Genomic DNA, 23,692 nt, shown 5'->3' with positions numbered 1-23,692 from the left:
ACGCGGACCCGGCACGTCGATGACCCTGTGGCTCGACGCCGACGCCGCCCCGCGCGACGTGAAGGAGGTGTGCTACCGCGCCTCCGAGCGCCTGGCGCTGCCCACGATCCTGGTGGCCAACATGCGCCTGCAGCTGCCGGTGGGCCACGCGCACCTCTCCGCCGTGCGCGTCGAGGGTGGCCCCGACGTGGCCGACCGCTACATCGCCGAGCATGCGATCGCGGGTGACGTCGCGGTCACCGCCGACATCCCGCTGGCCGCGCTGCTGGTGCCGAAGGGCGTGGTCGTGATCGATCCGCGTGGCGAGGAGTACACGGCCGAGACCATCGGCGAGCGCCTGTCGGTGCGCAACTTCATGGAGGGGCTGCGGAGCAGCGGGGTCGAGACCGGCGGCCACGCCAGCTACGGCGCGAAGGACAAGCAGCAGTTCTCGAACGCGCTCGATCGCGCCCTGACGCGCGTGCGCAGGCGCTGACCGCCGTCAGACGAGGCTGGGCGCGTCCGAGTCGATGGCCGCGCTGTCGCGCAGGAGGGTGGCCAGCCGCGACGTGAGAGCACTGCCCGAGAACGGCTTCGCGATCACGGCGCGCCCCGCGAGGCCATCCACCAGTGTGCCCAGCTGCTCCTCGGCGTACCCGGTCATCAGCAGCACCGGTGTGCCGGGAAACCGGTCGCGCACGCGCTCGGCCACTTCCGGGCCCGTGCAGCCGGGCATCATCACGTCCGAGAGCACGAGATCGAACGGCGTGGTGGCGGCATCGAGGATCGCGATCGCCTCGGACCCGTCGCCGGCGGTGCGCACCTGGTAGCCGGCATGGCGCAGGATGCGCTCCACGATGCGGCGCGTCCCGCTGTCGTCCTCCACCACCAGGATCGACCGGCCGCCTCCCGTGGCGGGCACGAGCTCCGCCGCCCCCGACACCAGCGTGGCCGCGTCGTCCACCGCCGGCAGCTCGATGGTCACGCAGGTGCCCTCGCCGCGCGCGGAGTGGAGCCGCGCGGTGCCGTCGCTCTGCTCGGCCATGCCGTGCACCGAGGCCAGGCCCAGGCCCGTGCCCTGGCCACGCGGCTTGGTGGTGAAGAACGGCTCGAACGCGCGCGCCGCCACGTCCGGCGACATGCCCACGCCGTCATCCGTCACGGTGAGCTGGATCTGCGACGTTGCCTGCGCGTCGAGCACCCGCGCGACCCGGATCGTGCAGGTGCCGCCATCCGGCATCGCATCGCGTGCATTCGACACCAGGTTCACCAGCACCTGCTCGAACTGTGCCGGATCCACGCGCACGCGACAGTCCGGCGCCAGCTCGAGGCGCAGGCGCTGGCGATCGCCCGCCACGCGCTCCAGCAGCCGCTCGAGGCCGCGCACGTGCGTCGCGACGTCGATGATGCGCGGTTGCGTGACCTCCCGACGGGCGAAGGCCAGCAGCTGGCGGGTGAGCGCCGCGCCACGGTCGCGGGCGGCGATGATCTCGTCGAGCAGTGCCGTGCGTTCCGCGGGATCCTTCTCGAAGCGCAGCATCTCGGCCGAGCCGCTGACGGCGGTGAGGATGTTGTTGAAGTCGTGCGAGAGGCCGCCCGCCAGCCGTCCCACCGCATCCAGGCGCTGCGAGTGCGCGAGCTGCGTCTCCATCAGCTGGCGCTGCTCCTCCGCCCGCACCCGTGCGGTGACGTCGCGCAGCAGGAGCTGGTGCCGGCCGCCCTCCATCGTGCGCCACGCCGCCTCGACGTGCACTGGCGCCCCGTCCGCCGCGTCGAGCTGCACCGCGACCGGCACCGTGATGTCGCCGCGGCTCCCTGACGCGATGCGGGCGAGCGAGGGACCGGCACCATGCAGCACGGTGGCGAGGGGCGCACCGACCAGCGCCGCGCGCTCCCGTCGCAACAGCGTCTCCGCCATCGGGTTCGCCAGCACGATCCGGTCCTGCGGGTCCACCACGAGGATGCCGTCGGGCGCGAAGCGGATGGTGTCGGCCAGGTCCTTCTCGTTGGCGAGCATCGCGCTGAAGACATGCATGAAGCTGGCGACGCTGAGCGAGAGCAGGCTCCAGCCCACCAGCATGGCGACCGCATGTAAGACGAGCCAGTAGATGCTGCTGCTCGTCACGCCGGTGGCCTGCATCGGGGGCGAGAACCAGTGCGTGACGGCGGTGGTGGCGATCGTCACGATCGTGGCCCAGAACGCGATGCGCCGCCCGAAGAGCAGGCCGATGCCGATCGTCAGGATCGGCAGCACCACCACCGAGGGCGATGGAAACTCGGTGACGGTGAGGAAGGCCGTCTCGATCTCGATCCAGCTGGCGAGAATCGTGATCGCCGCACCCGCCAGCGGGTCCCGTCGTGCCGCGATCAGCATTGCCGCCAGGACGACGACCGTCATGATCGCATCCCGTCCCACCACAGCCTGCGCCACGCCGGACTGCTGCGCATCCACGACCGCGAGGAGGGCGTAGCTGAGGGCAGTCAGGCCGGTGAGGCCGAGCACCCACCGGCGGAAGCCGGTCGGGGCGAGGCGTCGCGCATCGGCGAGGGAGAGTCTGTCACGCACGCGTGACAATGTGCAGAAAGTCGCATTCCGTCGCCATCGGCACGGCGACGATTCGTGCGTCGCCGACGCCTGTGCGTGCTTCCGGCAGGTGATACAGCACGGCGGAAGGCCGCAGCGTCGCGACCCCCCGCCTCACTGTCCGGCGTGCGCAGGATGGCGCCCGCTCACACCGCCGGGCGTTCCCGCCCGCTGCGATCACCACCGCGTCCGCCACCCTGGCTGCCACCACGCTGGCCACCACCCTGCTGCGGCTGCCCGCCCCCCTGCGGCCGCCCCTGCGACTCGGCGCGACGGGGATTGATCATCGGCGCCTCGCGGCGATCCTGCTCCTGGCGGGCGCCCCCGGCGGGACCGCGATCCTGGCCGCGGCCGGCGTCACGGGACCGGTCCGGCACGCCGTAGCCCTGGCGGGCCTCCTGTGGCGGCGCCTGTTGCTGGCTGCGCGACGGCTGCCCGCCCCGGGTGTCGTCACGACCCCACGTCCCGGCGCGGTTCACGCCGCGATCCCAGCCGCTGCGATCGGTCGCCGGCGCACCGGCCTGCCGGCCGTCGCGTTGCGGCTGTTGCGACGGCTGCTGCGGCGACTGGCGATCACGGTTCCAGGCATCCTGGCCGCGACCGGCGTCACTCCGCCCGCGGCCGTCACCGGCGTCGGACCGCGACCGGTCGGGCGTGGTGCTGCGGCGACCGGCATCGTAGCGCGGGCCATCGTCGTAGCGCACGTCACTGCGGCGCGAGTCACTGCCGCGCGAGTCACTGCCGCGCGCGACATTGCGGCGCGAGTCGCTGCCGCTGCGGTAGACCGAGCCGCCGTCGCGCCCGAAGCGGGTGTCGCGGTGCACGCCGGGATAGCGGTCGACGTTGCGGTACTCCACGCGGCGCCGGATGACGTCACGGTTGATGTAGACGTTCCGGTAACGCGGGTTCACGTAGACGTTGGTCACCTGGATGTACGGTCGCGAGCGTGAGCGCCAGCCGCCGGCATACCCGTGGTACGACGTGTCCCAGCCGTTGTAGTAGACGCTGCGCGTGCGCCAGTTGCAGTCGTACGACAGCCAGCCGCCGATGGGGAAACCGATGCCGAACGACCAGAACGACGAGTAGTAGCTGACGCCGAAGATCGGGCGGGTGTAGACGACGTACGGATCATAGACCGGCACGTAGATCACCCGCGGCTGTGCCGGCGCGATGACGTAGTCTTCCTCGTCGCGCGTGACCACCTGCTGCGGGGTGGTGCGCAGGTTGCCCTGGGCGTCCGCCATCCGGCGCAGGCGCTGCACGGCGGCCATCACCTCGCTCGACTGCATCGCGTAGGCGCGGCCCAGCGCGGCGGTCCAGTCCGGCTTGTCGGCCATCATGTTGAGGGCGGACGGATAGTGCGCCACCGCCTTGACGCTCACGTCCCACGCCTGGTCGTCGATGTCCGAGGTGCCGTTGCTGCGCACGAATCGCGCGGCCTCCTCGACCTGGTCGGGGAACGTCGCCGCCACCAGCACCTGCGCCAGCAGGGCGTCTGGGTACAGCGCGATCGATCCGACGAGGTTGTCGAGCTGGTCCGCAGAGTAGCGGTCCAGCTCGTCAGAGTACTCGACCTGCGGCCTGCTCTCCTGCGCCACAGCCGGGATGGCCTGGGCGACGGTCACGAGCGAGGCGGCGGCGAACAGGACGAACGGTCGACGGATCATGGTGCCACTCCGGGTAAAGACAGGAACGGCCCTGTCGAAAGTCTCCGGACGCATGTCCCATTCCCGCAGCTAACTAGTTGCAGGACAACATGTTGGCGATTCAGCGCCGTCCCTGTTTCTCGTTTTCAGGACAGTGCGGTGCCCAGCGTGGACAGTGGCTCCCGCCGCCGCCGCGACAGGATCCTGGCACTGATCAGCGCCACCAGGATCCCCACCGGCGCCGGCTCCAGCAGCGTGATCCCGAAGTTGTAGAGCGGATTCCGGTACATCACCGCGAACTCCGCCATTTCGCTCCGCGTCTTCTCGATCTCCGCGGCCGACGCCCCACGCTTCTCAGCGGCGATCACCGCGGCCTGCCCGTACTTCTCGGCGAAGTCGGGGAGGAAGGTGCGGTACACCACCTGCCAGGTGGCCGCGTAGCAGATCGCGCCGATGAGCGCGATCAGCAGGCCCACCCGTGCTGCCTGCCAGAAGCGCACCGATCCATCCAGCACCGTGTCACGGTATGACCGGATCCCGAAGTGGATGAACAGGAAGCTGACCAGCATGGTCGTGTAGCCGATCACCATGCCCAGCGGCAGGCTGGGTTCGATGCCGAGCATGGTCGGCACCGCCACGGTCACCGTGAGCAGGGCCGAGAGGATACCGCCGGCGATGAAGCCGTACTTGAGGACTGTCTGACGCATGGGACGCTCCGGGAGAGAGAGGAAGTGAGCGCCACGGTAGGTCGCAGCGTCAGCCCGCGGCGTCACCCGTTGGCATGATTTTTCGCCGTCGCCGGGAAAATCATCCTTTCGGGGGACCGTCAGAGGGGCCTACGGGATCAGTCCGGCGCTTTGGCCTGCCTTCACCGCCTGTGTGCGCCGCCGGGCGCCGAGCTTCTCGAAGAGGCGACCGGAGTGCGTCTTGACCGTGTTCTCGCTGACGAAGATGCGGTCGGCGATCTCCTTGTTGCTGAGCCCGGCGGCCATCAGCTCGAGGATCTCGAGTTCACGCTTCGTGATGCCGAGTGACTCCCGCCGGCCCGGGTCCGGGGTGAACGGCACCGGCGCGGCGGGCACGTGGACCTGGACCTCCTGCACGACGACGCGTTCCGGCCGCCCGGTGAGCGTCATCCCGAACCAGAGGCCGATGGCGACGAAGACCACCGCGACCAGGACGCCGTAGACCTCGAAGGCGTGGGCAAAGATCAGGTAGCGGTATCGCGCGAACTGGAGCAGCACGATCAGCACGCCGCCGATGGCGCCGTAGAGCAGCGCATGGCGGACGAGGGTCCATCGCGACGAGGGCGGGGCGGCGGGTGGGGTCACGACGGAAAGGTGCCCCTTCGCTCACTGCACCGGGAAGGCGTCGGCGACGTAGCGCTCCTGGGCGGACGGGGTATCCCCGTGGCGGGGCGTGAAGCGGCCGGTGCCGTCCAGCTCCCAGGCCGTGCCGTCGTCGAGGTAGCGCTCGAGGAGGGTGTCGAGGAGCTCGCGGTAGTACGGATCGCGCACGGGGACGAGCACCTCCACCCGGCGCCGGAGGTTCCGCGGGCGGAGATCGGCGGAGCCGATGAGGTAGTCGGGATCGCCGCCGTTGAGGAACCGGTACACGCGCGAGTGCTCGAGGAAGCGACCCACCACCGAGCGGACGCGGATGGTCTCCGAGAGGCCGGGCACGCCGGGGCGCAGCACGCAGATGCCACGCACGACGAGGTCCACCTGCACGCCGGCCTGCGAGGCGCGGTACAGCGCGCGCACCACCTCGCGGTCCGCGAGTCCGTTGACCTTGATGGTGACCCGTGCCGGGCGGCCGGCCTGCGCGTGCGCCGTCTCGCGCTCGATGCGTTCGAGTACCCCGGGCAGCAGCGTCTCGGGCGCGACGAGCACCTCGCCGGCGGGGGGCCGTCCGGGCGTGGCCGCGCCTGCCAGCGCGTCGAGCACCGACGCGACGTCCCGGGTGAGCGACGGGTCGGCCGTGAACAGGCTCAGGTCCGTGTATTGCCGGCCGGAGCGCGGGTTGTAGTTGCCGGTGCCGATGTGCGCATACCGCATGGCCATGCCACCCTCGGTCCGCTCGACCAGCGCCAGCTTGGCGTGCACCTTGAGGCCCGGCAGCCCGTACACCACGCGGCCGCCCGCCTTCTCGAGCGCGCGCGCCCACTGCACGTTGTGCTCCTCGTCGAAGCGCGCCTGGAGTTCGACGAGCGCGAAGACCTGCCTGCCGGCGCGCGCGGCCGCCACCAGCGCCTCGACGATCGGTGACGGCGAGCCGACGCGGTAGAGGGTGCACGCGATGCGGGTGACGGCGGGATCGCCGGCGGCATCCTGGAAGAACCGCACGACGCTGTCGTCGAACGAGTCGAAGGGATGGTGCAGCAGGATGTCGCCACGCGCCATCATGTCCAGCATCGAGATGTCGTCGTTCAGCCCGTCGCAGGATGCCATCGGCGGGAACTCGGTGCCGGCGCCGCGCGGCAGGGGCAGCGCCGGCAGGCAGCGCAGGTCCAGCAGGCCGTGCACGACCTGCACCTCGGTCACGGTGGCGGCCGTCGCGCGACCGGCGGCGTCGCGGTGGAGGTTGTCGAGGATCAGCGCGGCGACCGGCGGTGGCGTGCCCGCCTCCACTTCCACGCGCACGGCCGGGTTGTACGGCCGGCGCTGTGTCGCGAGTGCCACGGCGTCGAGCAGCCCGCCGGCGTCCTCGTCCTGCAGGGGCAGCTCGCCGCCACGGGTCACGCGGAAGAGATACACGCCGTCCACGTCGGCACTGGGCAGCAGCAGCTCGGCATTGGCGCGCAGCACCTCCTCCACGGGAATCAGCGTCCCGTCGCGACCGGGCACCGGCAGCAGGCGCGGCACGTCGGTCGGCAGCTCGTGCTCGACGAGGTGTGGTCGCGCGTCGCCCGGCGTCTGGTAGACGATCCCGATGAAGAGGCCAAGATGGGGAAGGTGGGGCAGCGGCACACCGGGGCTGCGCGTCACCGCCATCGGGGCAAGGCCGGGGTGGATCTCCTCGCGGCAGCGGTCGCGCAGCGCCGCACGTTCCGCGTCGGTGATGTCGTCCCAGCGCACGAGCCGCACATCGTGCAACTCCGCCGCCGCCAGGCAGTCGGCCGCGCATGCCGACTGTGCGTCGACGAGTGCCGCGAGTCCGGCCTCCACCGCCTGCAGCCGGGCCGCCGGGGTCAGGCCGTCGCCCTCGTCGGGCAGGGTGTCGGGATCGTGACCGGCGCGCGCAGCCTCGCGGAGCTCGGCCATGCGCACCATGTAGATCTCGTCGATGTTGCTGGTGACGATCGCGAGGAAGCGCAGCCGCTCGAGCAGCGGGGTTCGGGGATCCTGCGCCAGCGCGAGCACACGCCACTGGAATGCCAGCAGGCTGAGTTCGGGGCTCAGGAACGCGGGGTCCTCGGCGCTCACGCCGCCCGCCGTCCGGAACGGCCGGGGTGCACCGGGATGTCCCGTCGTCCGGTTGGTCGCATGGACGCTAATGTACGTGAGTGCTGCAGTGTCACAACCGACATTCGCGGGACAGGCTGGGTTGCGAGACTGCCGGATTCGCGGGGCGGGTGTGCTGTGGGAGATCGTCGGTTCCCACGGAGCCACGGAGCGCACGGAGGTCACGGAGGAAGGGCTGAAGGAACTGCGGGTGACAGGCAGCGGTCGTACGATCTTGCTCGGTACTCCCAGAGAAGCCGGTGCAGCGCCGGAATACCCGTCCTGCACCGCCATTCCCCAAATGCTTTTGCTCTACTCCGTGCGCTCCGTGAACTCCGTGGCTCCGTGGGAACCTGCGATACCTCCCAGGACACCACCCCAGCGAGCCACACGCGTGTCCCGAACCACGATTCCCTTCGATCCCGGACCCCGCAGCGTCCCGAACGCCTGCACCACCGCACACCGCACGATGCACCGGAGCGCGAGGCCTGAATGGACCGACGTGAACTGATCGGATGGATGATGGCGACCGGCGGACTGGCGGTGTTCAGCCAGCGGTCCGCGGCGGAACTGCTCGCGATGGGGGCCGACGCGCATCGTGCGCCGCAGGTGCCGCAGGCGCGCGTGATGGATGCCCACGCCGCCCTGACCGTGCAGGTCGCCGCAGCGCTGATCATCCCGGCCACCGACACGCCCGGTGCCACCGAGGCCGGCGTCGCGGCGTTCATCGAGCGGATGCTCGACCAGTGGTATCCGGCCGACGACCGTGACCGGTTCCTGGCCGGCGTGGCGGAGCTCGATGGTCGCGCGCGGGCGCGCGGGCAGCCGGACTTCGTCACGGCGGGCGCCGCCGACCAGGTAGCCATGCTGCAGCACTTCGACGACGCGGTGACGGCGCTGCGCGAGGCGCGCGATCCGTCGGCGAACCAGCGTTGGTTCGCGATGCTCAAGTACCTCACCGTGTGGGGCTACTGCACCTCGGAGCCCGGGATGCGGGACACGCTGCACACGTGGCCGATGCCGATGCACTATGACGGCAATGCGCGGGTGGGCGCATGACCGCGCCGATCGCACGTGACTGGGACGCGATCGTCATCGGCAGTGGCATGACCGGTGGCTGGGCGGCGATGGAGCTCACGCGGCTGGGCCTCCGGACGCTGGTGCTCGAGGGCGGCCGGCCACTGGTGGCGGAGCGTGATGCACGCGAGCATGTGGCCCCGTTCGAGATGCCGTTCCGCGGGCTCAACGACCGGCGGGCCATCGGTGAGCGGCAGCCGGTGCAGCAGCGGTCGGTGAGCTTCGACGAGATCAGCCGCCGCTACTGGGTGGATGACGTGGACCACCCCTACTCGACGCCCGAGGGTGCGCGGCGATTCGACTGGTTCCGCGCCCGGCAGATGGGTGGCAAGTCGACCGTCTGGGGACGGCAGGTGTACCGCATGAGTGACCTCGACTTCGAGGCCAACCTGCACGACGGCATCGGCGTGGACTGGCCCATCCGCTACGCCGACCTTGCGCCGTGGTACGATCACGTGGAGCGGTTCATCGGCGTGTCGGGGCAGGCGGAACAGCTCGCGCAGCTTCCGGATGGGCAATTCCTGCCACCGATGTCGCTCAACTGCGTGGAGCAGCATGTGCGTGACCGGATCGCGGCGCGCTACGGCCGCGAGCGCGTGCTCACCATCGGGCGCGTGGCGGTGCTCACGGTGCCGCACAACGGCCGTGGCGCCTGCCACTACTGCGGCCCCTGCGAGCGGGGCTGCACCACGCGCTCGTACTTCAGCAGCGTGAATGCCACCCTGCCCGTGGCGCAGGCCACCGGGCGGATGACGCTCCGGCCGTTCAGCGTGGTGCGATCGCTGGTGCTCGATCGCCGGCGCCGCCGCGTGCGTGGGGTGCACGTGATCGACGCGGAGACCGGCGAGGAGCACGCCTTCACGGCGCGGGTGGTGTTCCTCTGTGCCTCCGCCCTCGAGAGCGCCCGGCTGCTGCTCAACTCGGCGTCGCCGCAATTCCCGGACGGACTCGCCAACGGCAGCGACCAGGTGGGGCGCAACGTGATGGACCACATCAAGTGGGGTGGCGCCACGGGACGGGTGGACGGGTTCGATGACCGGCGCGTGATCGGCGCTCGGCCGAACGGCATCTACGTCCCGCGCTTCCGCAACGTGGCGGACCGGCACCCCGACTTCACACGCGGCTACGGTTTCCAGGGTGGCGCGGGCCGCGGGGGATGGGAAGCGGCGGCCCGCGCCCCTGGACTTGGCGCGGCCTTCAAGCAGCAGCTCACCCGCCTCGGGCCGTGGAGCATGACGTTCAACGGCTACGGTGAGATGCTGCCGCGGGAGTCCAACCGCGCCACGGTGCATCCCACCCTGCGTGACCGGTGGGGCATCCCGTCACTGCATGTCGAGGCGGCGTGGAGCGCGAACGAGCTCGCCATCCACCGCGACATGGGAGTGACGGCGTCGGAACTCCTGGAGGCGGCCGGCGCGCACGACATCCGTGTGCACACGCACGGCCCGAGCACGCCCGGCAACGCCAACCACGAGATGGGCACGGCGCGGATGGGTCGTGACCCCAGGACCTCCGTGCTCAACCGCTGGAACCAGGCATGGGAGGTGCCGAACCTGTTCGTCACCGACGGCGCCTGCATGGCGTCGAGCGGATCGCAGAATCCGTCGCTGACCTACATGGCACTCACCGCGCGGGCGGTGGCGCATGCCGCCGGCGAGCTGCGGCGCGGGAGGCTCTGATCGCGGCAGCGCGCGGCTGATGGTGGGGAGAGTACACTCCTGCAGGCGCGCGCACGGCGTGGCGGTGATTGCCGCCGGGCACGACAGCGGGCGCCAGCACGGAGACGGGGATCATGGCAGGATCGACGGTGGGAGTGATCGGGACAGGCTGGGTCGGCGCGAGTGTCGCCATCTCGGTGCTGCAGGCCGGGTTCGCGACGGAACTCCGGCTCTCCGACGCGCGTGCGGAGCTCGCGGAGGGCGAGGCGATGGACCTGGCGCAGGGCGCCGCGTTCTACCCGTCGGCGAGTGTGCGCGCCGTGTCGCTCGACGAAATGCGCACGACGGATGCGGTGGTGATCGCCGCCGGACGCGGTGGCACGCCGGCGCAGTCACGACTCGAGCTGCTGCAGGGGAACGTCGGCATCGTGCGCGAGATCGGGGCGGCGCTGCGCGGCTACGAGGGCCTGATCGTGATGGTGACGAATCCGGTGGACGTCCTGACGTATGTGATGCGCGGCAGCTCCGGCCTGCCACCGGAACGGGTCATCGGCACCGGCACGATGCTCGACACCGCCCGGCTGCGGCAGGCGATCAGCGAGGAGATCGGCGTGGACCCGCGCTCGGTGCATGCACAGGTGGTAGGTGAACATGGTGACTCCGAGGTGGTGCTCTGGTCGTCAGCGCACATCGCCGGGCTGCCGCTGCGCGAATGGCCCGGCTGGACGCGCGAGCGGGAGCCGGTGATCGCCGAGACGGTGCGGAAGGCCGGGTTCGAGATCCTGCGGCGGAAGGGGGCCACCAACCATGCCATCGGGCTCGTCACCGCGTCGCTGCTGCGCTCTTCGTTGCGCGGCGAGCGGCGCATCGAGACGGTGTCGCGTGTGCAGTCCGGTGCCGCAGGCGTCGAGGGGATCGCGCTGTCGCTGCCGGCGATCCTGGATGCCGGTGGCGCCGTCCAGGTGGTGCCGCCGGTGTTCTCGGCCGAGGAGCAGGCGGGGCTCGCACGGTCGGCGCAGGTGCTCCGGGATGCGCTGGCGTCGGTGAGCTGAGGGCAGCGACACGGGGCGTTGGTTGGTGCGTGTGCGGGTGTTGTTCCCACAGAGCCACGGAGGCCACGGAGCACAGAAACGGCATTGGGAACCGCTCGCGCGAGGCAGCGCGCGGGTCCGCACGAGCAGTTCCCAACGAAGTTGTTGCAGTTCTCCGTGACCTCCGTGCGCGCCGTGGCTCCGTGAGAACCGTGGGAGCCGATTCGTGCATCGGTCCAGTCGGCGCGAGCCAGTCTCAGACCGGCGACCAGGTGTGCACCGGCGCACCGGTGTCGGCGCGTGCGGCGTAGGCGGCAACGAGGGCAGCGAGCGCGGCCGGGCGTGGCAGGTATGCCCTGAGCGCATGCAGCGCATTCCGCTGCCAGCGTGCGCCGGTCTGGCCGGTCGTGACGCGGTCGGCGATCACGCCGAGGAGGCGGGTGCGCTCGCCCGCGTCGACACCGAGCGTCGTGAGCCCGCGCTCGGCCACGGGGAGCAGGGCCAGCGCGAGGGTCCGGAGGTTGCACTCCTGCGGAGACACGCCACTGACCGCAGGCCAGAGGATCCGCGCGTCGATCCCGTCGCGCGCCGCGCGATAGAAGCTCGTCTCGGCCAGCGCGAACGGCATGCCGTGGACCAGCATGTCGATGTCGTCGCGCAGGCCGACGGTGAGGCCGAGCATGTACGCGGCGCTGGCCAGCATGTCGGTGACCGTGGGTCCACCGGGCAGCGCGCGGAACTCGATGCGCAGGTGGCCGTCCCCGGTGCAGTCGTAGATGGCGCGGTTCCAGCGCCAGACGGTACCGAGATGCAGGCGCAGCTCCGCCAGCCTGGGCACCGGGGCGTCGGGGGCGTCCTCCTCGTCGTCGCAGACGGGGAAGATCGGCGGGTGCATGCGCACGGCGTCGGCGAAGAGCTCGTGCGCGCTGCGTCGCACCCAGCCGTGCCCGAACGCCACGCGCGCCGGCCGGTGCCAGGCGAGATCGCCCGCCGTGCGGGCATCGACGCTCTGCTTGAAGACGGCGATCCGCGTCTCGTCCCAGAGCAGGTGGTCGAGGAACACCGGCGAGTTCCCGCCGACACCGACGGCGATGATGGTGGCGAGCTGCGCTGCGTTGTAGGTGTCGGCGTACTCTGACGCGGGGACGCGCAGGTGCACCTGGAAGGAGGTGTTGGCCCCCTCCAGCATGACGCCGTCATCCTCGATCGCGAGGGGTTCCTCGCCGACGATGCGAATGTGGGCGGGGGCACCGCGCAGGCGCGTCACGGCGCGTTCGAGCGCGCGGTAACGCGGCAGGTCGGTCATCGCGGTGTGCGTCACGTCGGCGTGCCGCACCGACGGAAGGATGCCGATTGGCAGCACGCGCGCATCGTGTCGTGCGGCGACGGTGCCGAGTGCGTGCAGGAGGGTGTGCATCTCCGCGCCGAGTGCGGTGAACGGCGTGCCGGCTGCGGGTTGCGGTGTGAGGTTCAGCTCGAGGTTGAAGCGCGCGATCTCGACCGTGGCACGCGGGTCCGCGAGCTCGGCGAGGACGGCGAGGTTGCACGGCTGCGGGCACCAGTCGGGTCCGACGAGGGGCAACTCGAGTTCGGCGCCGATGGTGGCGGGGCCGTCACCGAAGCCGGGACGCCGGCAGGTGCGTGCGAGATGCGCGACCTGCTCGGCGAGGCGCGCCGCGAAGCGCGCGTAGTCATCGTCGCTGAAGGTGTCCCGCGTGATCGCGATCGACATCGAGGCTCCGGGCGCGGCGTCAAGATGCGCCGCGTCACGGAGCGTCCCGCGTCGGCGTCACCCCTGGGCGTGGCGCCAGGCGGCGGCCGCGTCCACGAACTCCTTGAAAAGGTGCCGTGTGTGCGGGTCCGTCAATTCGAAGACCTCTGGGTGCCACTGGACGCCGACGATGAACGCGTTCTCGTCGTCGAGCTCGACGGCCTCGACCAGCCCGTCCGGGGCGACGGCGGTGGCGGCGAGGCCGCGGCCGATGGTCTTCAGCCCCTGATGGTGCATCGAGTTGACGCTGAAGCGGTCGACCTCGAGGGCGTGACGGAGGCGCGATCGTGGCGCGATGGCGACTTCATGGGCGAGGTGATCGCGATCGAAGCCGCTGGTCGGGAAATAGTCGTGCTTGATGGCACCGTCGTACTGGGCGTCGAGATCCTGCCAGAGAGAGCCGCCCTGCGCGACGTTGAGCACCTGGGCGCCTCGGCAGAGGCCGAGGTAGGGCTTCTTGTCGGCGACCGCCCACTGTGCCATGAGCATTTCCGTGCGGTCGCGGGACGGGTCGACGTTGCCGAGCTTCGGGTGCGGGGTCTCGCCGTAGGTGCTGGGGTCCATGTCGACGCCGCCAGGGACGAGGATGCCATCGACCCGCTCGTAGAGTTCGCGCAGCGTATCCTCGTCGTCGTCCAGGAGGGGGACGAGGCAGGGCACGGCGCCCACGAGCGACACGGCGACGTAGTAGCGCTGGTTCATGACGACCGACTGCGGCAGGCCGGCAGGGATGCCGTCGATGGACTGCAGGGTCTGGGTCGTGACGGCGATGAGCGGGCGGTAGCGGGCCATGTGCAGCGGGATGAGGGACGGCGTGCCTCTGACGGCCGGTTCAATATACCTGTATCGGCACGACGATTCGCCTCCCGTATGGTTGCGCTCGCTCGAGGTCGCTTCAGGCGGCGGCGGCGCCCAGGGCGTGGCGCTGGACCAGGTCGGCGGTGACGGGGGTGAGCGCCGCGACATCCTCCTCGCCGGTCCGGATGCGCACGACCCGCTCCAGGGGGACGACGAAGATCTTGCCGTCCCCGACGCCACCGGTGCGGGCGGCGGAGACGATGGCGGCGATGGCCGGTTCGACGAAGGGCTCGGAGCAGGCCATCTCGATCTTCACCTTCTCGTGGAACTCGATGACGACCGAGGTGCCGCGGAAGTGTTCGACCACCTCGGTTTCCCCGCCGTGCCCGCTGACGCGGCTGAGGGTGATGCCGGTCACGCCTGCGCGGAAGAGGGCTTCCTTCACGTCGGCGAGGCGTTCTGGGCGGATGATGGTGGTGATGAGCTTCATGGGCTGGCTCCGGGGGGGTGACAGGCGGGTCCGGCTGCGCGGTCGGGTTCCGGGGGCTGACTCCGAGTCCGATGCGGGGTGGTGACTCTGAGTCGAATCTGCTCCGAACCGGGGTGATGACTCTGAGTCGAATTTGCCCGAACGGAATTGCGCGGCCGCCGGAATTTTGCAGATTCTGCAGTCGTGTTCAAGGTTGCATCGCTTTTTCGTGGTATTTCTGCGTCTTTGTCGGGAGCTTCGTGCGAGATGCGCAGTTTCCGTAAGCGAACTCGGCAATTGTATGAGGTAGCGCCTTCGCGTGGAAAGGCGCCTCCGTGAGAATCGTCCCGGCGCCGATACGTCACTCTTCATGCTGGGGCGCCTCCCGACCTTCGGGTCGACTGACACCACCGGCACCGGCTGGCGACGCGGTCGGCCGTAGACGCCCCGCCGTGCCCTCCCGCACGGCGGGGCGTTCGGCGTTCATCCCGGGGGGGCCCGCATGGCGCCGCAATCGTCGGCCCGCGCCGTCCCCGGCACCGGGTTCGTCGCACGTGCTCGCGATGCGGCGTCGGCGCACCGCCTGATCCTCCGCTCGTGCATGGCTCCGCCGCGCCGCAGGTCGCCTGCGGCGCGGCGTTGTGGTTGCCTGCCCTGGGCGCGAGGATTGTCCGTGCCTCCCGCCGCTGCCGGCGTACAGGTGCTGCCCGCCCACGCTCCCCCGCCAGGCCTCATGTCTGCCACCCGACGTCTGTCCCGCGCCGCGCTCCCGGCGCTGGTCCTGCCGCTGCTCCTCGCAGCCGCCCGCCCGCTCGAGGATCCTCCCATCCGCGGCTTCACCACTGCCAGCGCGCGCACGCAGCGCGAGTGGGAGACGCGCTTCCGGGCGATTCCCGAGCCGGCACGCATGCGCGAGGCGATGCGGCGGCTGGCCGCCCGGCCCCACCACCTGGGCTCACCGTACGGGAAGGACAACGCGGAGTGGTTGCGCGACCAGTTCGCGTCGTATGGCTGGGACGCACGCATCGAGCGGTTCGACGTGCTCTTCCCGACACCGCGGGTGCGCGTGCTGGAGATGGTTGCGCCGTCACGCTTCCGCGCCCGCCTCGAGGAGCCGGTGCTGCGGGAGGACCCGAGCACCAGCCAGCGTGCCGAGCAACTGCCGACCTACAATGCGTATTCGGGCGAGGGTGATGTCACGGCGCCGCTGGTGTACGTGAATTACGGCGTGCCGGCCGACTACGAACTGCTGGAGCGGCGCGGCATCTCGGTGAAGGGCGCCATCGTCATCGCGCGCTACGGCGGATCGTGGCGCGGCATCAAGCCGAAGGTGGCGTACGAGCACGGCGCCGTGGGCTGCCTGATCTACTCCGATCCCCGCGATGACGGCTATGCCGAGGGGGAGACGTATCCGGACGGGCCGTACCGCCCGAAGGATGGTGTGCAGCGTGGCAGCGTGCTGGACATGCCCACGTATCCCGGTGACCCGCTCACGCCGGGTGTGGGTGCATCCCCCGGCGCGACGCGGCTGGATCGCAAGGATGCGGTCACCATCATGAAGATCCCGGTGCTGCCGATCTCGTACGCCGATGCGCAGCCGCTGCTGGCCGCACTCACAGGCCCGGTGGCACCACCCGAGTGGCGCGGTGCGCTGCCGATCACCTACCGACTCGGCCCCGGTGGCGCCCGCGTGCACCTGCGCCTGGAGTTCGACTGGAAGCAGACGCCGCTCTACAACGTGATCGCCACGCTGAAGGGGAGCACGCTGCCCGACGAGTGGGTGATGCGCGGCAACCACCACGACGGCTGGGTGAACGGTGCCGAGGACCCGATCTCGGGGATGGTGGCGGAGCTGGAGGAGGCGCGGGCGCTGGGCGAGCTGGTGAAGCAGGGATGGAAGCCGAAGCGGACGATCGTCTACATGGCGTGGGACGGTGAGGAACCGTCGCTGCTCGGCTCCACCGAATGGGTGGAGGAGCACCTTGCCGACATGCGCGCGAAGGGGGTGTTCTACCTGAACACCGACGGCAACGGTCGCGGGGTGCTCGGCGCGGCGGGGTCACACGCGATGGAGCGCTTCGTGACCGAGGTGGCCGGCGAGGTGACCGACCCGGAGACGAACGTGTCGGTGCTGCAGCGGCAGCGGATGGCGGGGGTGATGGGGGGCAACGCCGACGCGCGCACGCAACGTGACCTGCGCATCGACGCGCTGGGGTCGGGGTCCGACTTCACGCCGTTCCTGCAGTTCGCCGGCGTGCCGACGCTGAACATCGGCTTCGGTGGCGAGGATGGGGGCGGCATCTACCACTCGATCTACGACACGTTCACCTGGTACACGCGCTTCAGCGACACGTCGTTCGTGTACGGGCGCGCGCTGGCGCAGGTGGCCGGCATGATGGTGATGCGTGTGGCCAGCGCCGACCTGCTGCCGGCGGAGTTCAGCGGGTTGTCGGGCACCGCCAAGCGGTACCTGGGTGAGGTCACGTCGCTGCGCGAGACGACGGCGAAGGAGATCGAGGAGCTGAACCAGCGGATCTCGGAGGGCTTCTTCAACATCATGGCCGACCCGCGACGCCCGGAGAAGGCGCCGGTCGCGCAGGCACCGGCGCCACACCTGAACTTCGCCGCCATCCAGAACGCCACCGACTCACTGGCGCGCGTGGCCGAGCGCTACGAGCGCGCCTACGGCTCGCTCCCCGCCAGCAGTGCCACCGGCGCGGCACTGGCGCAGGTGAATGCGCTGCTGCGGCAGACCGACCAGGTGCTGCTGATCCCGGGCGGGCTGCCGAAGCGGCCGTGGTATCAGCACGCGCTGTACGCGCCGGGTTATTACACGGGCTACGGCGTGAAGACCATGCCGGGCGTGCGCGAGGCGATCGAGCAGAAGGACTGGAAGCTGGCGGACGAGCAGATCACCAAACTCGCCGCGGCCTTGCTTCGCGAGTCAGACCTCATTGCGCGGGCGGCTGCGCTGCTCGAGCGGGCGACTGGGTCGAAGCCGATTCCGTGATCGTCGTGGCACCGGCATCTTGAACAGCTGCAACGCAAAGACGCAAAGGGCGCAAGGAACGCAAAGGGTGCTGGCGCGCGGCGACCGTCGCTCGCGCGAGGAACATCGAAAATGAGGGGAACTGCGGTTGCAGTTGCAGTTCCCCCAGCCTTCTCGACGCCCCGTGCTCCGCAGAGAGGCGCGAACCGCGCAGAACTCTTTGCGCCCCTTGCGTCTTTGCGTTGAAGCAGTTCAAGACACTGAACCATCACCGAACGAGGACGTGTGCGCATTGAGCATGTGGCACTCTGGACCGAAGATCTCGATCGCAGCGCGAAGTTCTATGTGACGTACTTCGGCGCCGAGGCCGGTGTGTTGTACCGGAACGACGCGAAGGGGTTCGCGTCGCGGTTCCTGGTGTTCACCGATGGCGGGGCGCGGCTGGAGATCATGACCACCACGACGCTGGACCTGGTGGCGGCGGTGCCCGGGGCGCAGCGGCTGGGGATTGCGCACCTTGCCGTCTCGGTGGGCAGCGAGGCGGCGGTGGATGCGCTGACGGCGCGGATGCACGGCGACGGCGTGCCGGTGGTGGACGGGCCGCGGCGGACCGGTGATGGGTACTACGAGAGCGTGGTCCTGGACCCGGATGGCAACCGGGTCGAGGTCACCGCCTGACGATCACGGCCTGACGATCACGGCCTGACGACCACCGCCGCGCGTCAGCGGCGGGTCACCATGCGCAGCATCGTGGTGCCCCAGACGGAGGTGTCCGTGGCCACGCGCAGCGTGAACGGCGCGCGCGTGGCGAGGGTGGAGCCCGGCTTCGGTGGCTTGCTCTCCGGCGCGAAGAGGTCCGGCAGCAGGAGCGTGTGCGGCAGGAAGTCGTCCTTCGCGGCGAAGAGCTTGAGCAGGTCGACGCAGGTCTCGCGGCCCTCGGGGATGGAGATGGTCGTGGGCTTCGCGTACACCTGCCTGATGTCGCCGGCGGCCAGCCAGCCATCGAACATCACGCGACACGCGAACCGGTCCGTGAGGTCGTACAGCGCGACGTACAGCCTGGCGTTCGATGTGTTGCGCAGCCGGAACTGCACGCGCGGCGGTGCATCGCCGGCGTAGGACAGCGCGATGCCTTCCAGGCCCGGCTCGAGCGGCGCCTGGCCGGCGCGCAGGGTCGTCTCGCCGGGCAGCGCCGGCAGCACCTCGATCAGCACGGTGTCGTTGAATGTCGAGCCGGGTGCGCTGCGGTCCCGCGTGCCGTGCCAGCGGGCGAGGTGTGTGCACGCGTTGGTGAGCCGCGCGAGCCCGGTCGCATCCACCGCGACCTCGGCTCCCGACAGGGGCGTGCCGTCGGCGCCGTGCAGGCGCGCCGTTCCACCCTCCACCTGCACCGTCACAGCGGTCGGGTGGCCATCGGCCCGTTCCACCAGCGCAGACCGGCCCGCCGCGCCGGTGAGCGCGCTGCGCACGGCGGCGACGCCGGCCGTATCGGGACCGGCGACCGTCACCTGCAGCGCCGGCGGCGTCATCGCGCTGATCGTGCAGTGGTACTGCGTGCCGGTGTCGAGTGCGGCGGCGCTGCCGCCCACCGTGATGGCGGACCGGTGCACGTCCACGCTGGTCACCGTGCCGGTGGCGAGCGGCGACACGCTCGGCCGTCCACCCACCAGTGAGCCGCGCGGATGGATGTCGATCGTCGTGCCACCGGCACCGCCCGCCGGCGCCACGATGCCATCGATGGCGCCGGATGACAGCCACCAGGTCCCGTCCGCATGGTCGAGCGTGAGCTCGATGCGTCCGGCGGTGCCACCCAGGAACAGCGTGGCGGCGCTGGCGGTGCCGGAGACGGTGATGTTCGGCACCTGGTCCTTCGCGTTCGCGCGGACCCGCGCGCGGATCACGGTGATCAGGTCGGCGTAGGTCGCCGTCGGTCCCAGCGCCGTCACCGCCTCGACGAACGCCATGGTGAACACACCCCGCCGGGGCGGTGGACTCACGGGAAACTCCTTCGCGAGCTGGTCGTCCCTGCACGCCGCAATCGCGATGTGGGCCGGTGCGGGCTGCTGCCCCGACGCGAGGAGCGCGGGATCGTAGAGCGTGCGTGCCGCCTCGTGGTAGTCGGCCAGCGTGCGCGTGCGACCGGTCGCGGCGGCCGTCATCCGGGGCACGCCGTTGTCGCCCACCGCCACCGCCGCGCCATCGCCGCCGCTGCGCGTCGCGTCGCCGGAGTGGCACGAGTCGAGCACGACCACCACCTGTGCACCCGTCGCGGCCACCCCGTGAATCAGCGCGCTGAGTTCCTTGTCGGCGATGTCGAACGTGTCACCCACGCGTGCATCCACCGGCACGATGGTCTGGTTCCTGCCGCCGATCGCGAGCCCGCGCCATTCCTCGGGGCTCGCCTCGTCCGAGCCGTGGCCACAGAAATAGAACAGGGCGATGTCTCCCGGACCCGCCTGGCCGAGGTGCGCGGTGAAGCCGGCGATGATCGCCGCGCGGGTGGCCTCGGCGTTGCGCAGCACCTGCAGTGCCAGCCCGTCGGGTGCCGTGATGCGCGAGCGCAGCAGCGCCTCGACCGACTCGATGTCCGCCACGCAGCCGTGCAGCGGCGAGATCGCGGTGTACTCGTTGATGCCCACCAGCAGCGCGTGGATGCGTGGCATGGTCGTCCGCGGGACAGGCGACCGGGCGGCCGCGTGATGAAGGAGGCCGTCAGGCCAGCCAGGTGGTGATCTGCGCCGTCGTGCGCGGGAACTGGAAGAACCCGGTGTGCGGCACGCCATCCTCGTCGCTGAAGACGACCTGCCCGTCGATGGGGAAGAAGCGCGAGCCGTTCGCAGCGTAGACGCCGTCGGTGGGCACCACGAGGTCGTTGCGTGCGCCCTTGAACACGCGACCGGCGAGTTTCTCGGCGAGCACCCCGAGCGCACCGCCCCGCGCGCTGGAGAAGTCGGAGGCGAGCGCGTAGTACTTCGTGTCGTGGCCCTGCGTGCCCTCGGCGAGCCAGGTGCCGAAGTCGCCGGACGGCTGCATGGCGCGCAGCCCCGCGAGCCCGGACCAGAGCCCGGTGGCCACCAGCTTCACGCCGGTCAGCACGAGCCCGAGGGCATCGGTGACGCCGTTGGTGGGCACGAGGTTCAGCAGGTTGGTGCAGGTGTCGAGGAAGTCGCCGATGCATGCCTCGTCGGCCATCGCGGTGCCGGCGTTCGGCGAGCCGACGAACACGATCGCGCCCACGCGGATGCCCCGCGTGCCGAGGTCGAGCGCGTCCTGCCGCTCGGCCAGCACGCGGCTGACGAGGCCACCGCGGGAGTGGCAGATGATGTCCACGTCGAGCTGCAGGCCATCGGGGATCAGCGAGAGCAGCGTCTCGACGTTCTGCCGCGGCGAGTGGGTGAGCGTGGGGTGGTCGAAGGCGAACACGCGTCCCTCGTACTTCACGTGCATCGCCTCCACGAACTCGCGCGGCAGGCCGCCGAACGCGGTGTGCGTGCGGCTGTTGGTGCCATGGATCATCAGCAGGGCACGGCCGCGGCCGAGGGCTTCCCAGTCGGCGGTCGCGAACTCCCGCGCCTCACCGGTCGCGTAGTCGGTGGGCTGGAAGGTGCGCACGCGATACGGCGTGCGATCCAGCTCGATGCGCTCGCCGACGGTGCTGGCGGCGTAGGCGACGACCGCCTTCCCGAGCGGGAAGGCGTAGATGTTGATCAGCTTCTGGCCGAGTGCCAGCAGCACGCCGCGACTCGCGGGTGAGTCACCGGGCGCGCTGGACGGCGTGGCGTCGAAGGTGAAGGTGCGGGTGCGCAGCGTGGGCACGCTGCCATCGCGCGTGGCCGGGGCCGCGTCGCGGTCCGGCGCGAAGTGCCAAGAGACGAGGCCCGAGGCGTCGGTCACCATCGCGACTTGCGCGTAGCCCTCGCCCGGGTCGGGCACCTGCACCGTGAGCTGCGGCGGCGTGGCGGTGCCGTCGCGCGCGGCCGGCGTGGCGGCGGCGTCGGTGAGCACCAGTGACTGCTGCGTGATGGCGCCATGTGTCGCCAGCGCCCGCGCCAGGGGCGAATCGGGCGCGGTGATGGCGGCCACGTCCGGTGCCGAGCCAAGGCCCCTGATGGTGCCGGTCATGCCGCGTGCGGTCACCGTGGCACCCGCGACATCGGCCGCTCCCCGGCCGTCGAGCGCGATGCGGCGACGGAGCGTCGTCGTGAGCGTGACGGTGGTCCAGTCAGTGGCGCTGACATGGCCCGTGAACGCCTCACCGCGCGTGGGATGGTCGAGGCGCGTGAGCCCCGAGAGGTCCACCTGCTCCTTCGACGCGAAGAGCTTGAACGACTGCACGGCATCGTCGCCAGTCCATGTCACGTCGAAGCCGCCACCGAGCGCCTCGGACAGGTCCCAGGTGCCGCCGGCGGCGAGCTGGTTCGCGGCGCCTGGCGTGAGCGCGTCGATCCCCCCCTCGGGGTTGAACGCGAACAGGTTCACGAAGACGGCATCCTGCAGCGTGCTGGTGATCCGGAGCGTGAAGTTGTCCCCGGTCTCGAGCACGGGCATGCCGCGCCTGCTATCGGCCCGCGCCGGTGTGAAGGTCCTGCCGTCGTCGCTGCGCAGCAGTTCGAGTGTGACGCCGCCCGCCATCCGGCTCTCCGGGGCGGTGTTGGTGAGCGCCAGCACCTGGGCGACGGTGGTGGCCGACATCGGGGCGGCGCGGGTGCCGGCCACGATGGCGCCGTCGGCTGCCTCGCCGGTGATGCGGGCACGCGCCGTGATGCCGGTCACGCGCGTCACCTCGACCGTGCCGAGCGGCTCGACCGCGTCACCGGCCCTGGTGCCCTGCGGGAAGATCCGGTGCTGCGACCCGACCGTGAGCCCGTGGATGGCACCGCCGCCGAGCAGCACCTGCCGGGTGCTGCGCTCCAGCACAGGGACGGACGGCAGACCGGGGGATGTGCGTACCCCGAAGATCTCCAGATCCGCATCGCCCTCGAGCTGCGGATGCTGCGCCGGGTTGTTCCCGGTGACGGCGGCGGCGACGCGCTGGAACACGTCACGCCAGGTGGTGCCCGGCGCGCAGGCCATCAGTTCACGCGTGAGTGCCCAGGTGAGGGCGCCGTGGGTGATGCTGCCGTCGCCCGCGACATCCACCTCCTTCGATTCCTCGTCGTCGCGCGAGCCGGCGATCAGCACGTACCGCGCGGCGGCGCGCGCGGACTCGTCGGTCGCGGCGTGGCGGCCATAGTCCTTCGCTGCGCGCGGTCCGGGCGGGACGGGTGTGGTGCTCCGGGCCGTGCCGCGGCCGGCATCGCGTGCGATCGTGCCCGAGTGACAGCAGTCGGCGACGACGACGGTGTGCCTCGTGCGGCGGGCGAGGGCTGTGAGCCGTGCCCCGAACTCGTCGTCGTAGATGTCCTCCCGCGGATCCTCGCAGACGCAGAACGTGCTCTCCGAGCCACTGGCCTCGCTCAGGTCTGGGCTCGGGGCGAGCGCGCCGTGGCCGGCGTAGTAGACGAACGCCGTGTCACCGTCGCGCGTGGCGTCGATGAGGGTGTCGAGGGCGGCGAGCAGGCCCTCCCGCGAGGCCTCGCGATCGCGGAGCAGCGTGACGTTCGCCCGCTCGAAGGCGAAGCGCTCCTGCAGCACGGTCGCCACCAGCTCGGCGTCGGCGATGCAGCCGCCGAGGGGCCGGTTCGAGTAGGCGTTGATCCCGACCAGCAACGCGCGGCGCACGCTGCCGGATGGTTCAGTTGGCATCGTCTGCGTGTACCGGGTTGTGGGTGATGACGGTCGCGCGCTCCCGCTACTTCCGAGTGCCGGCCTGCTTCGGGACCGTCTTCGCGGCGGCCTTCCGGGCAGGCGCCTTCTTCGCAGGCGCCGTCGCGCCGCCGCGACCGGCCCCCTTGTTCGGCGCGGGTGCGGCGGTGGTGTCCCGACCGGCCCCCTTGTTCGGTGCGGGTGCGGCGGTGGTGTCCCGACCGCGCCCCTTGTTCGGCGCGGGTGCGGCGGTGGTGTCCCGACCGCGTCCCTTGTTCGGTGCGGGTGCGGCAGTGGTGTCCCGACCGCGTCCCTTGTTCGGTGCGGGTGCGGCGGTGGTGTCCCGACCGCGTCCCTTGTTCGGCGCGGGTGCGGCGGTGGTGTCCCGACCGGCCCCCTTGTTCGGTGCGGGTGCGGCGGTGGTGTCCCGACCACGCCCCTTGCTGGTTGGTGCGCCTGCGCGTGCGATCGCCATGCGAAAACCCTCGGGGGAGGAGAGGGA

At 70.9% G+C, this 23,692-nt stretch carries 17 protein-coding genes; 6 read left to right on the top strand and 11 right to left on the bottom strand.

The genetic code is table 11. From position 1 onward, the window contains the following. The first annotated feature begins 19 nt into the window (after window positions 1-19). A complete protein-coding gene (locus IT355_14215) occupies window positions 20-475 on the top strand; it encodes a YaiI/YqxD family protein (protein ID MCC7054419.1) in 456 nt (151 codons plus the stop codon). A 6-nt stretch (window positions 476-481) separates the two neighbouring features. Here the strand turns inward: IT355_14215 and IT355_14210 are convergent, their stop codons facing one another. The 5 genes from IT355_14210 to ppk1 all read right to left on the bottom strand — a co-directional run bounded on the left by IT355_14210 (window position 482) and on the right by ppk1 (window position 7,634). Then, window positions 482-2,545, bottom strand: a complete 2,064-nt coding sequence (locus IT355_14210; GenBank protein ID MCC7054418.1) for a response regulator — start codon at window positions 2,543-2,545, stop codon at window positions 482-484. A 164-nt stretch (window positions 2,546-2,709) separates the two neighbouring features. After that, on the bottom strand, window positions 2,710-4,230 hold the full coding sequence (locus IT355_14205; GenBank protein MCC7054417.1) for a DUF3300 domain-containing protein: 1,521 nt from the start codon (window positions 4,228-4,230) through the stop codon (window positions 2,710-2,712). A 125-nt stretch (window positions 4,231-4,355) separates the two neighbouring features. Next, the gene (locus tag IT355_14200; GenBank protein MCC7054416.1) at window positions 4,356-4,916 is read right to left on the bottom strand and encodes a DUF4199 domain-containing protein; all 561 of its coding nucleotides are present in this window, start codon (window positions 4,914-4,916) and stop codon (window positions 4,356-4,358) included. Window positions 4,917-5,045: 129 nt separating this feature from the next. Beyond that, window positions 5,046-5,345 carry a response regulator transcription factor gene (locus IT355_14195; GenBank protein MCC7054415.1) on the bottom strand — a complete coding sequence of 100 codons (300 nt, stop codon included), beginning with the start codon at window positions 5,343-5,345 and terminating at the stop codon, window positions 5,046-5,048. A gap of 216 nt (window positions 5,346-5,561) precedes the next feature. Beyond that, window positions 5,562-7,634 (bottom strand): polyphosphate kinase 1, encoded by a 2,073-nt coding sequence (gene ppk1 / locus IT355_14190; GenBank protein ID MCC7054414.1) that lies wholly within the window; start codon window positions 7,632-7,634, stop codon window positions 5,562-5,564. A 510-nt stretch (window positions 7,635-8,144) separates the two neighbouring features. Between ppk1 and IT355_14185 the strand changes: the two genes are divergently transcribed. The 3 genes from IT355_14185 to IT355_14175 all read left to right on the top strand — a co-directional run bounded on the left by IT355_14185 (window position 8,145) and on the right by IT355_14175 (window position 11,439). After that, the gene (locus tag IT355_14185) at window positions 8,145-8,711 is read left to right on the top strand and encodes a gluconate 2-dehydrogenase subunit 3 family protein (protein MCC7054413.1); all 567 of its coding nucleotides are present in this window, start codon (window positions 8,145-8,147) and stop codon (window positions 8,709-8,711) included. Then, window positions 8,708-10,408 (top strand): GMC family oxidoreductase, encoded by a 1,701-nt coding sequence (locus IT355_14180; GenBank protein MCC7054412.1) that lies wholly within the window; start codon window positions 8,708-8,710, stop codon window positions 10,406-10,408. Before IT355_14185 ends, IT355_14180 begins: the two co-directional genes overlap by 4 nt. Before the next feature lie 113 nt (window positions 10,409-10,521). Then, a complete protein-coding gene (locus tag IT355_14175; protein MCC7054411.1) occupies window positions 10,522-11,439 on the top strand; it encodes a hypothetical protein in 918 nt (305 codons plus the stop codon). Between the two features lie 235 nt (window positions 11,440-11,674). Here IT355_14175 and IT355_14170 read toward each other — a convergent pair whose 3' ends face one another. From IT355_14170 to IT355_14160, 3 genes are all read right to left on the bottom strand, one after another. Next, on the bottom strand, window positions 11,675-13,150 hold the full coding sequence (locus IT355_14170; protein ID MCC7054410.1) for a hypothetical protein: 1,476 nt from the start codon (window positions 13,148-13,150) through the stop codon (window positions 11,675-11,677). Window positions 13,151-13,207: 57 nt separating this feature from the next. Beyond that, complete coding sequence (locus IT355_14165; protein ID MCC7054409.1) at window positions 13,208-13,981, bottom strand: gamma-glutamyl-gamma-aminobutyrate hydrolase family protein; 774 nt, start codon at window positions 13,979-13,981, stop codon at window positions 13,208-13,210. A gap of 103 nt (window positions 13,982-14,084) precedes the next feature. Then, window positions 14,085-14,477: a P-II family nitrogen regulator gene (locus tag IT355_14160; GenBank protein ID MCC7054408.1), complete on the bottom strand. Its 393-nt coding sequence runs from the start codon at window positions 14,475-14,477 to the stop codon at window positions 14,085-14,087. 712 nt (window positions 14,478-15,189) lie between these two features. On the opposite strand from IT355_14160, the gene IT355_14155 reads away from it, so the two are divergent. Together IT355_14155 and IT355_14150 are read left to right on the top strand one after the other, a co-directional pair. Continuing rightward, entirely contained in the window at window positions 15,190-17,466 is a 2,277-nt protein-coding gene (locus tag IT355_14155) for a M28 family peptidase (GenBank protein ID MCC7054407.1), read from the top strand. Window positions 17,467-17,730: 264 nt separating this feature from the next. Beyond that, window positions 17,731-18,123, top strand: coding sequence for a VOC family protein (locus IT355_14150; GenBank protein MCC7054406.1), 393 nt, complete (start codon window positions 17,731-17,733; stop codon window positions 18,121-18,123). Window positions 18,124-18,167: 44 nt separating this feature from the next. Here IT355_14150 and IT355_14145 read toward each other — a convergent pair whose 3' ends face one another. From IT355_14145 to IT355_14135, 3 genes are read right to left on the bottom strand one after another with little or no spacing between them, the layout of a single operon-like run. Beyond that, complete coding sequence (locus IT355_14145) at window positions 18,168-20,108, bottom strand: caspase family protein (GenBank protein ID MCC7054405.1); 1,941 nt, start codon at window positions 20,106-20,108, stop codon at window positions 18,168-18,170. 49 nt (window positions 20,109-20,157) lie between these two features. Further along, a complete protein-coding gene (locus tag IT355_14140) occupies window positions 20,158-23,190 on the bottom strand; it encodes a caspase family protein (protein MCC7054404.1) in 3,033 nt (1,010 codons plus the stop codon). Window positions 23,191-23,236: 46 nt separating this feature from the next. Beyond that, entirely contained in the window at window positions 23,237-23,665 is a 429-nt protein-coding gene (locus IT355_14135; protein ID MCC7054403.1) for a hypothetical protein, read from the bottom strand. Window positions 23,666-23,692 lie beyond the last annotated feature (27 nt).

Source organism: Gemmatimonadaceae bacterium (assembly GCA_020851035.1).
Classification (GTDB): domain Bacteria; phylum Gemmatimonadota; class Gemmatimonadetes; order Gemmatimonadales; family Gemmatimonadaceae; genus JACMLX01.
Note: the sequence above shows the minus strand (reverse complement) of the source record. Positions and strands in the feature narration are given on the sequence as shown.

Bases quoted from the DNA above. Each gene is read 5' to 3' on its own strand.
- IT355_14215 (MCC7054419.1), top strand. From the start codon at position 20: ATGACCCTGTGGCTCGACGCCGACGCCGCCCCGCGCGACGTGAAGGAG.
- IT355_14205 (MCC7054417.1), bottom strand. From the start codon at position 4,230: ATGATCCGTCGACCGTTCGTCCTGTTCGCCGCCGCCTCGCTCGTGACC.
- IT355_14200 (MCC7054416.1), bottom strand. From the start codon at position 4,916: ATGCGTCAGACAGTCCTCAAGTACGGCTTCATCGCCGGCGGTATCCTC.
- IT355_14195 (MCC7054415.1), bottom strand. From the start codon at position 5,345: ATGACGCTCACCGGGCGGCCGGAACGCGTCGTCGTGCAGGAGGTCCAG.
- IT355_14185 (MCC7054413.1), top strand. From the start codon at position 8,145: ATGGACCGACGTGAACTGATCGGATGGATGATGGCGACCGGCGGACTG.
- IT355_14180 (MCC7054412.1), top strand. From the start codon at position 8,708: ATGACCGCGCCGATCGCACGTGACTGGGACGCGATCGTCATCGGCAGT.
- IT355_14175 (MCC7054411.1), top strand. From the start codon at position 10,522: ATGGCAGGATCGACGGTGGGAGTGATCGGGACAGGCTGGGTCGGCGCG.
- IT355_14170 (MCC7054410.1), bottom strand. From the start codon at position 13,150: ATGTCGATCGCGATCACGCGGGACACCTTCAGCGACGATGACTACGCG.
- IT355_14165 (MCC7054409.1), bottom strand. From the start codon at position 13,981: ATGGCCCGCTACCGCCCGCTCATCGCCGTCACGACCCAGACCCTGCAG.
- IT355_14160 (MCC7054408.1), bottom strand. From the start codon at position 14,477: ATGAAGCTCATCACCACCATCATCCGCCCAGAACGCCTCGCCGACGTG.
- IT355_14155 (MCC7054407.1), top strand. From the start codon at position 15,190: ATGTCTGCCACCCGACGTCTGTCCCGCGCCGCGCTCCCGGCGCTGGTC.
- IT355_14145 (MCC7054405.1), bottom strand. From the start codon at position 20,108: ATGCCACGCATCCACGCGCTGCTGGTGGGCATCAACGAGTACACCGCG.
- IT355_14140 (MCC7054404.1), bottom strand. From the start codon at position 23,190: ATGCCAACTGAACCATCCGGCAGCGTGCGCCGCGCGTTGCTGGTCGGG.
- IT355_14135 (MCC7054403.1), bottom strand. From the start codon at position 23,665: ATGGCGATCGCACGCGCAGGCGCACCAACCAGCAAGGGGCGTGGTCGG.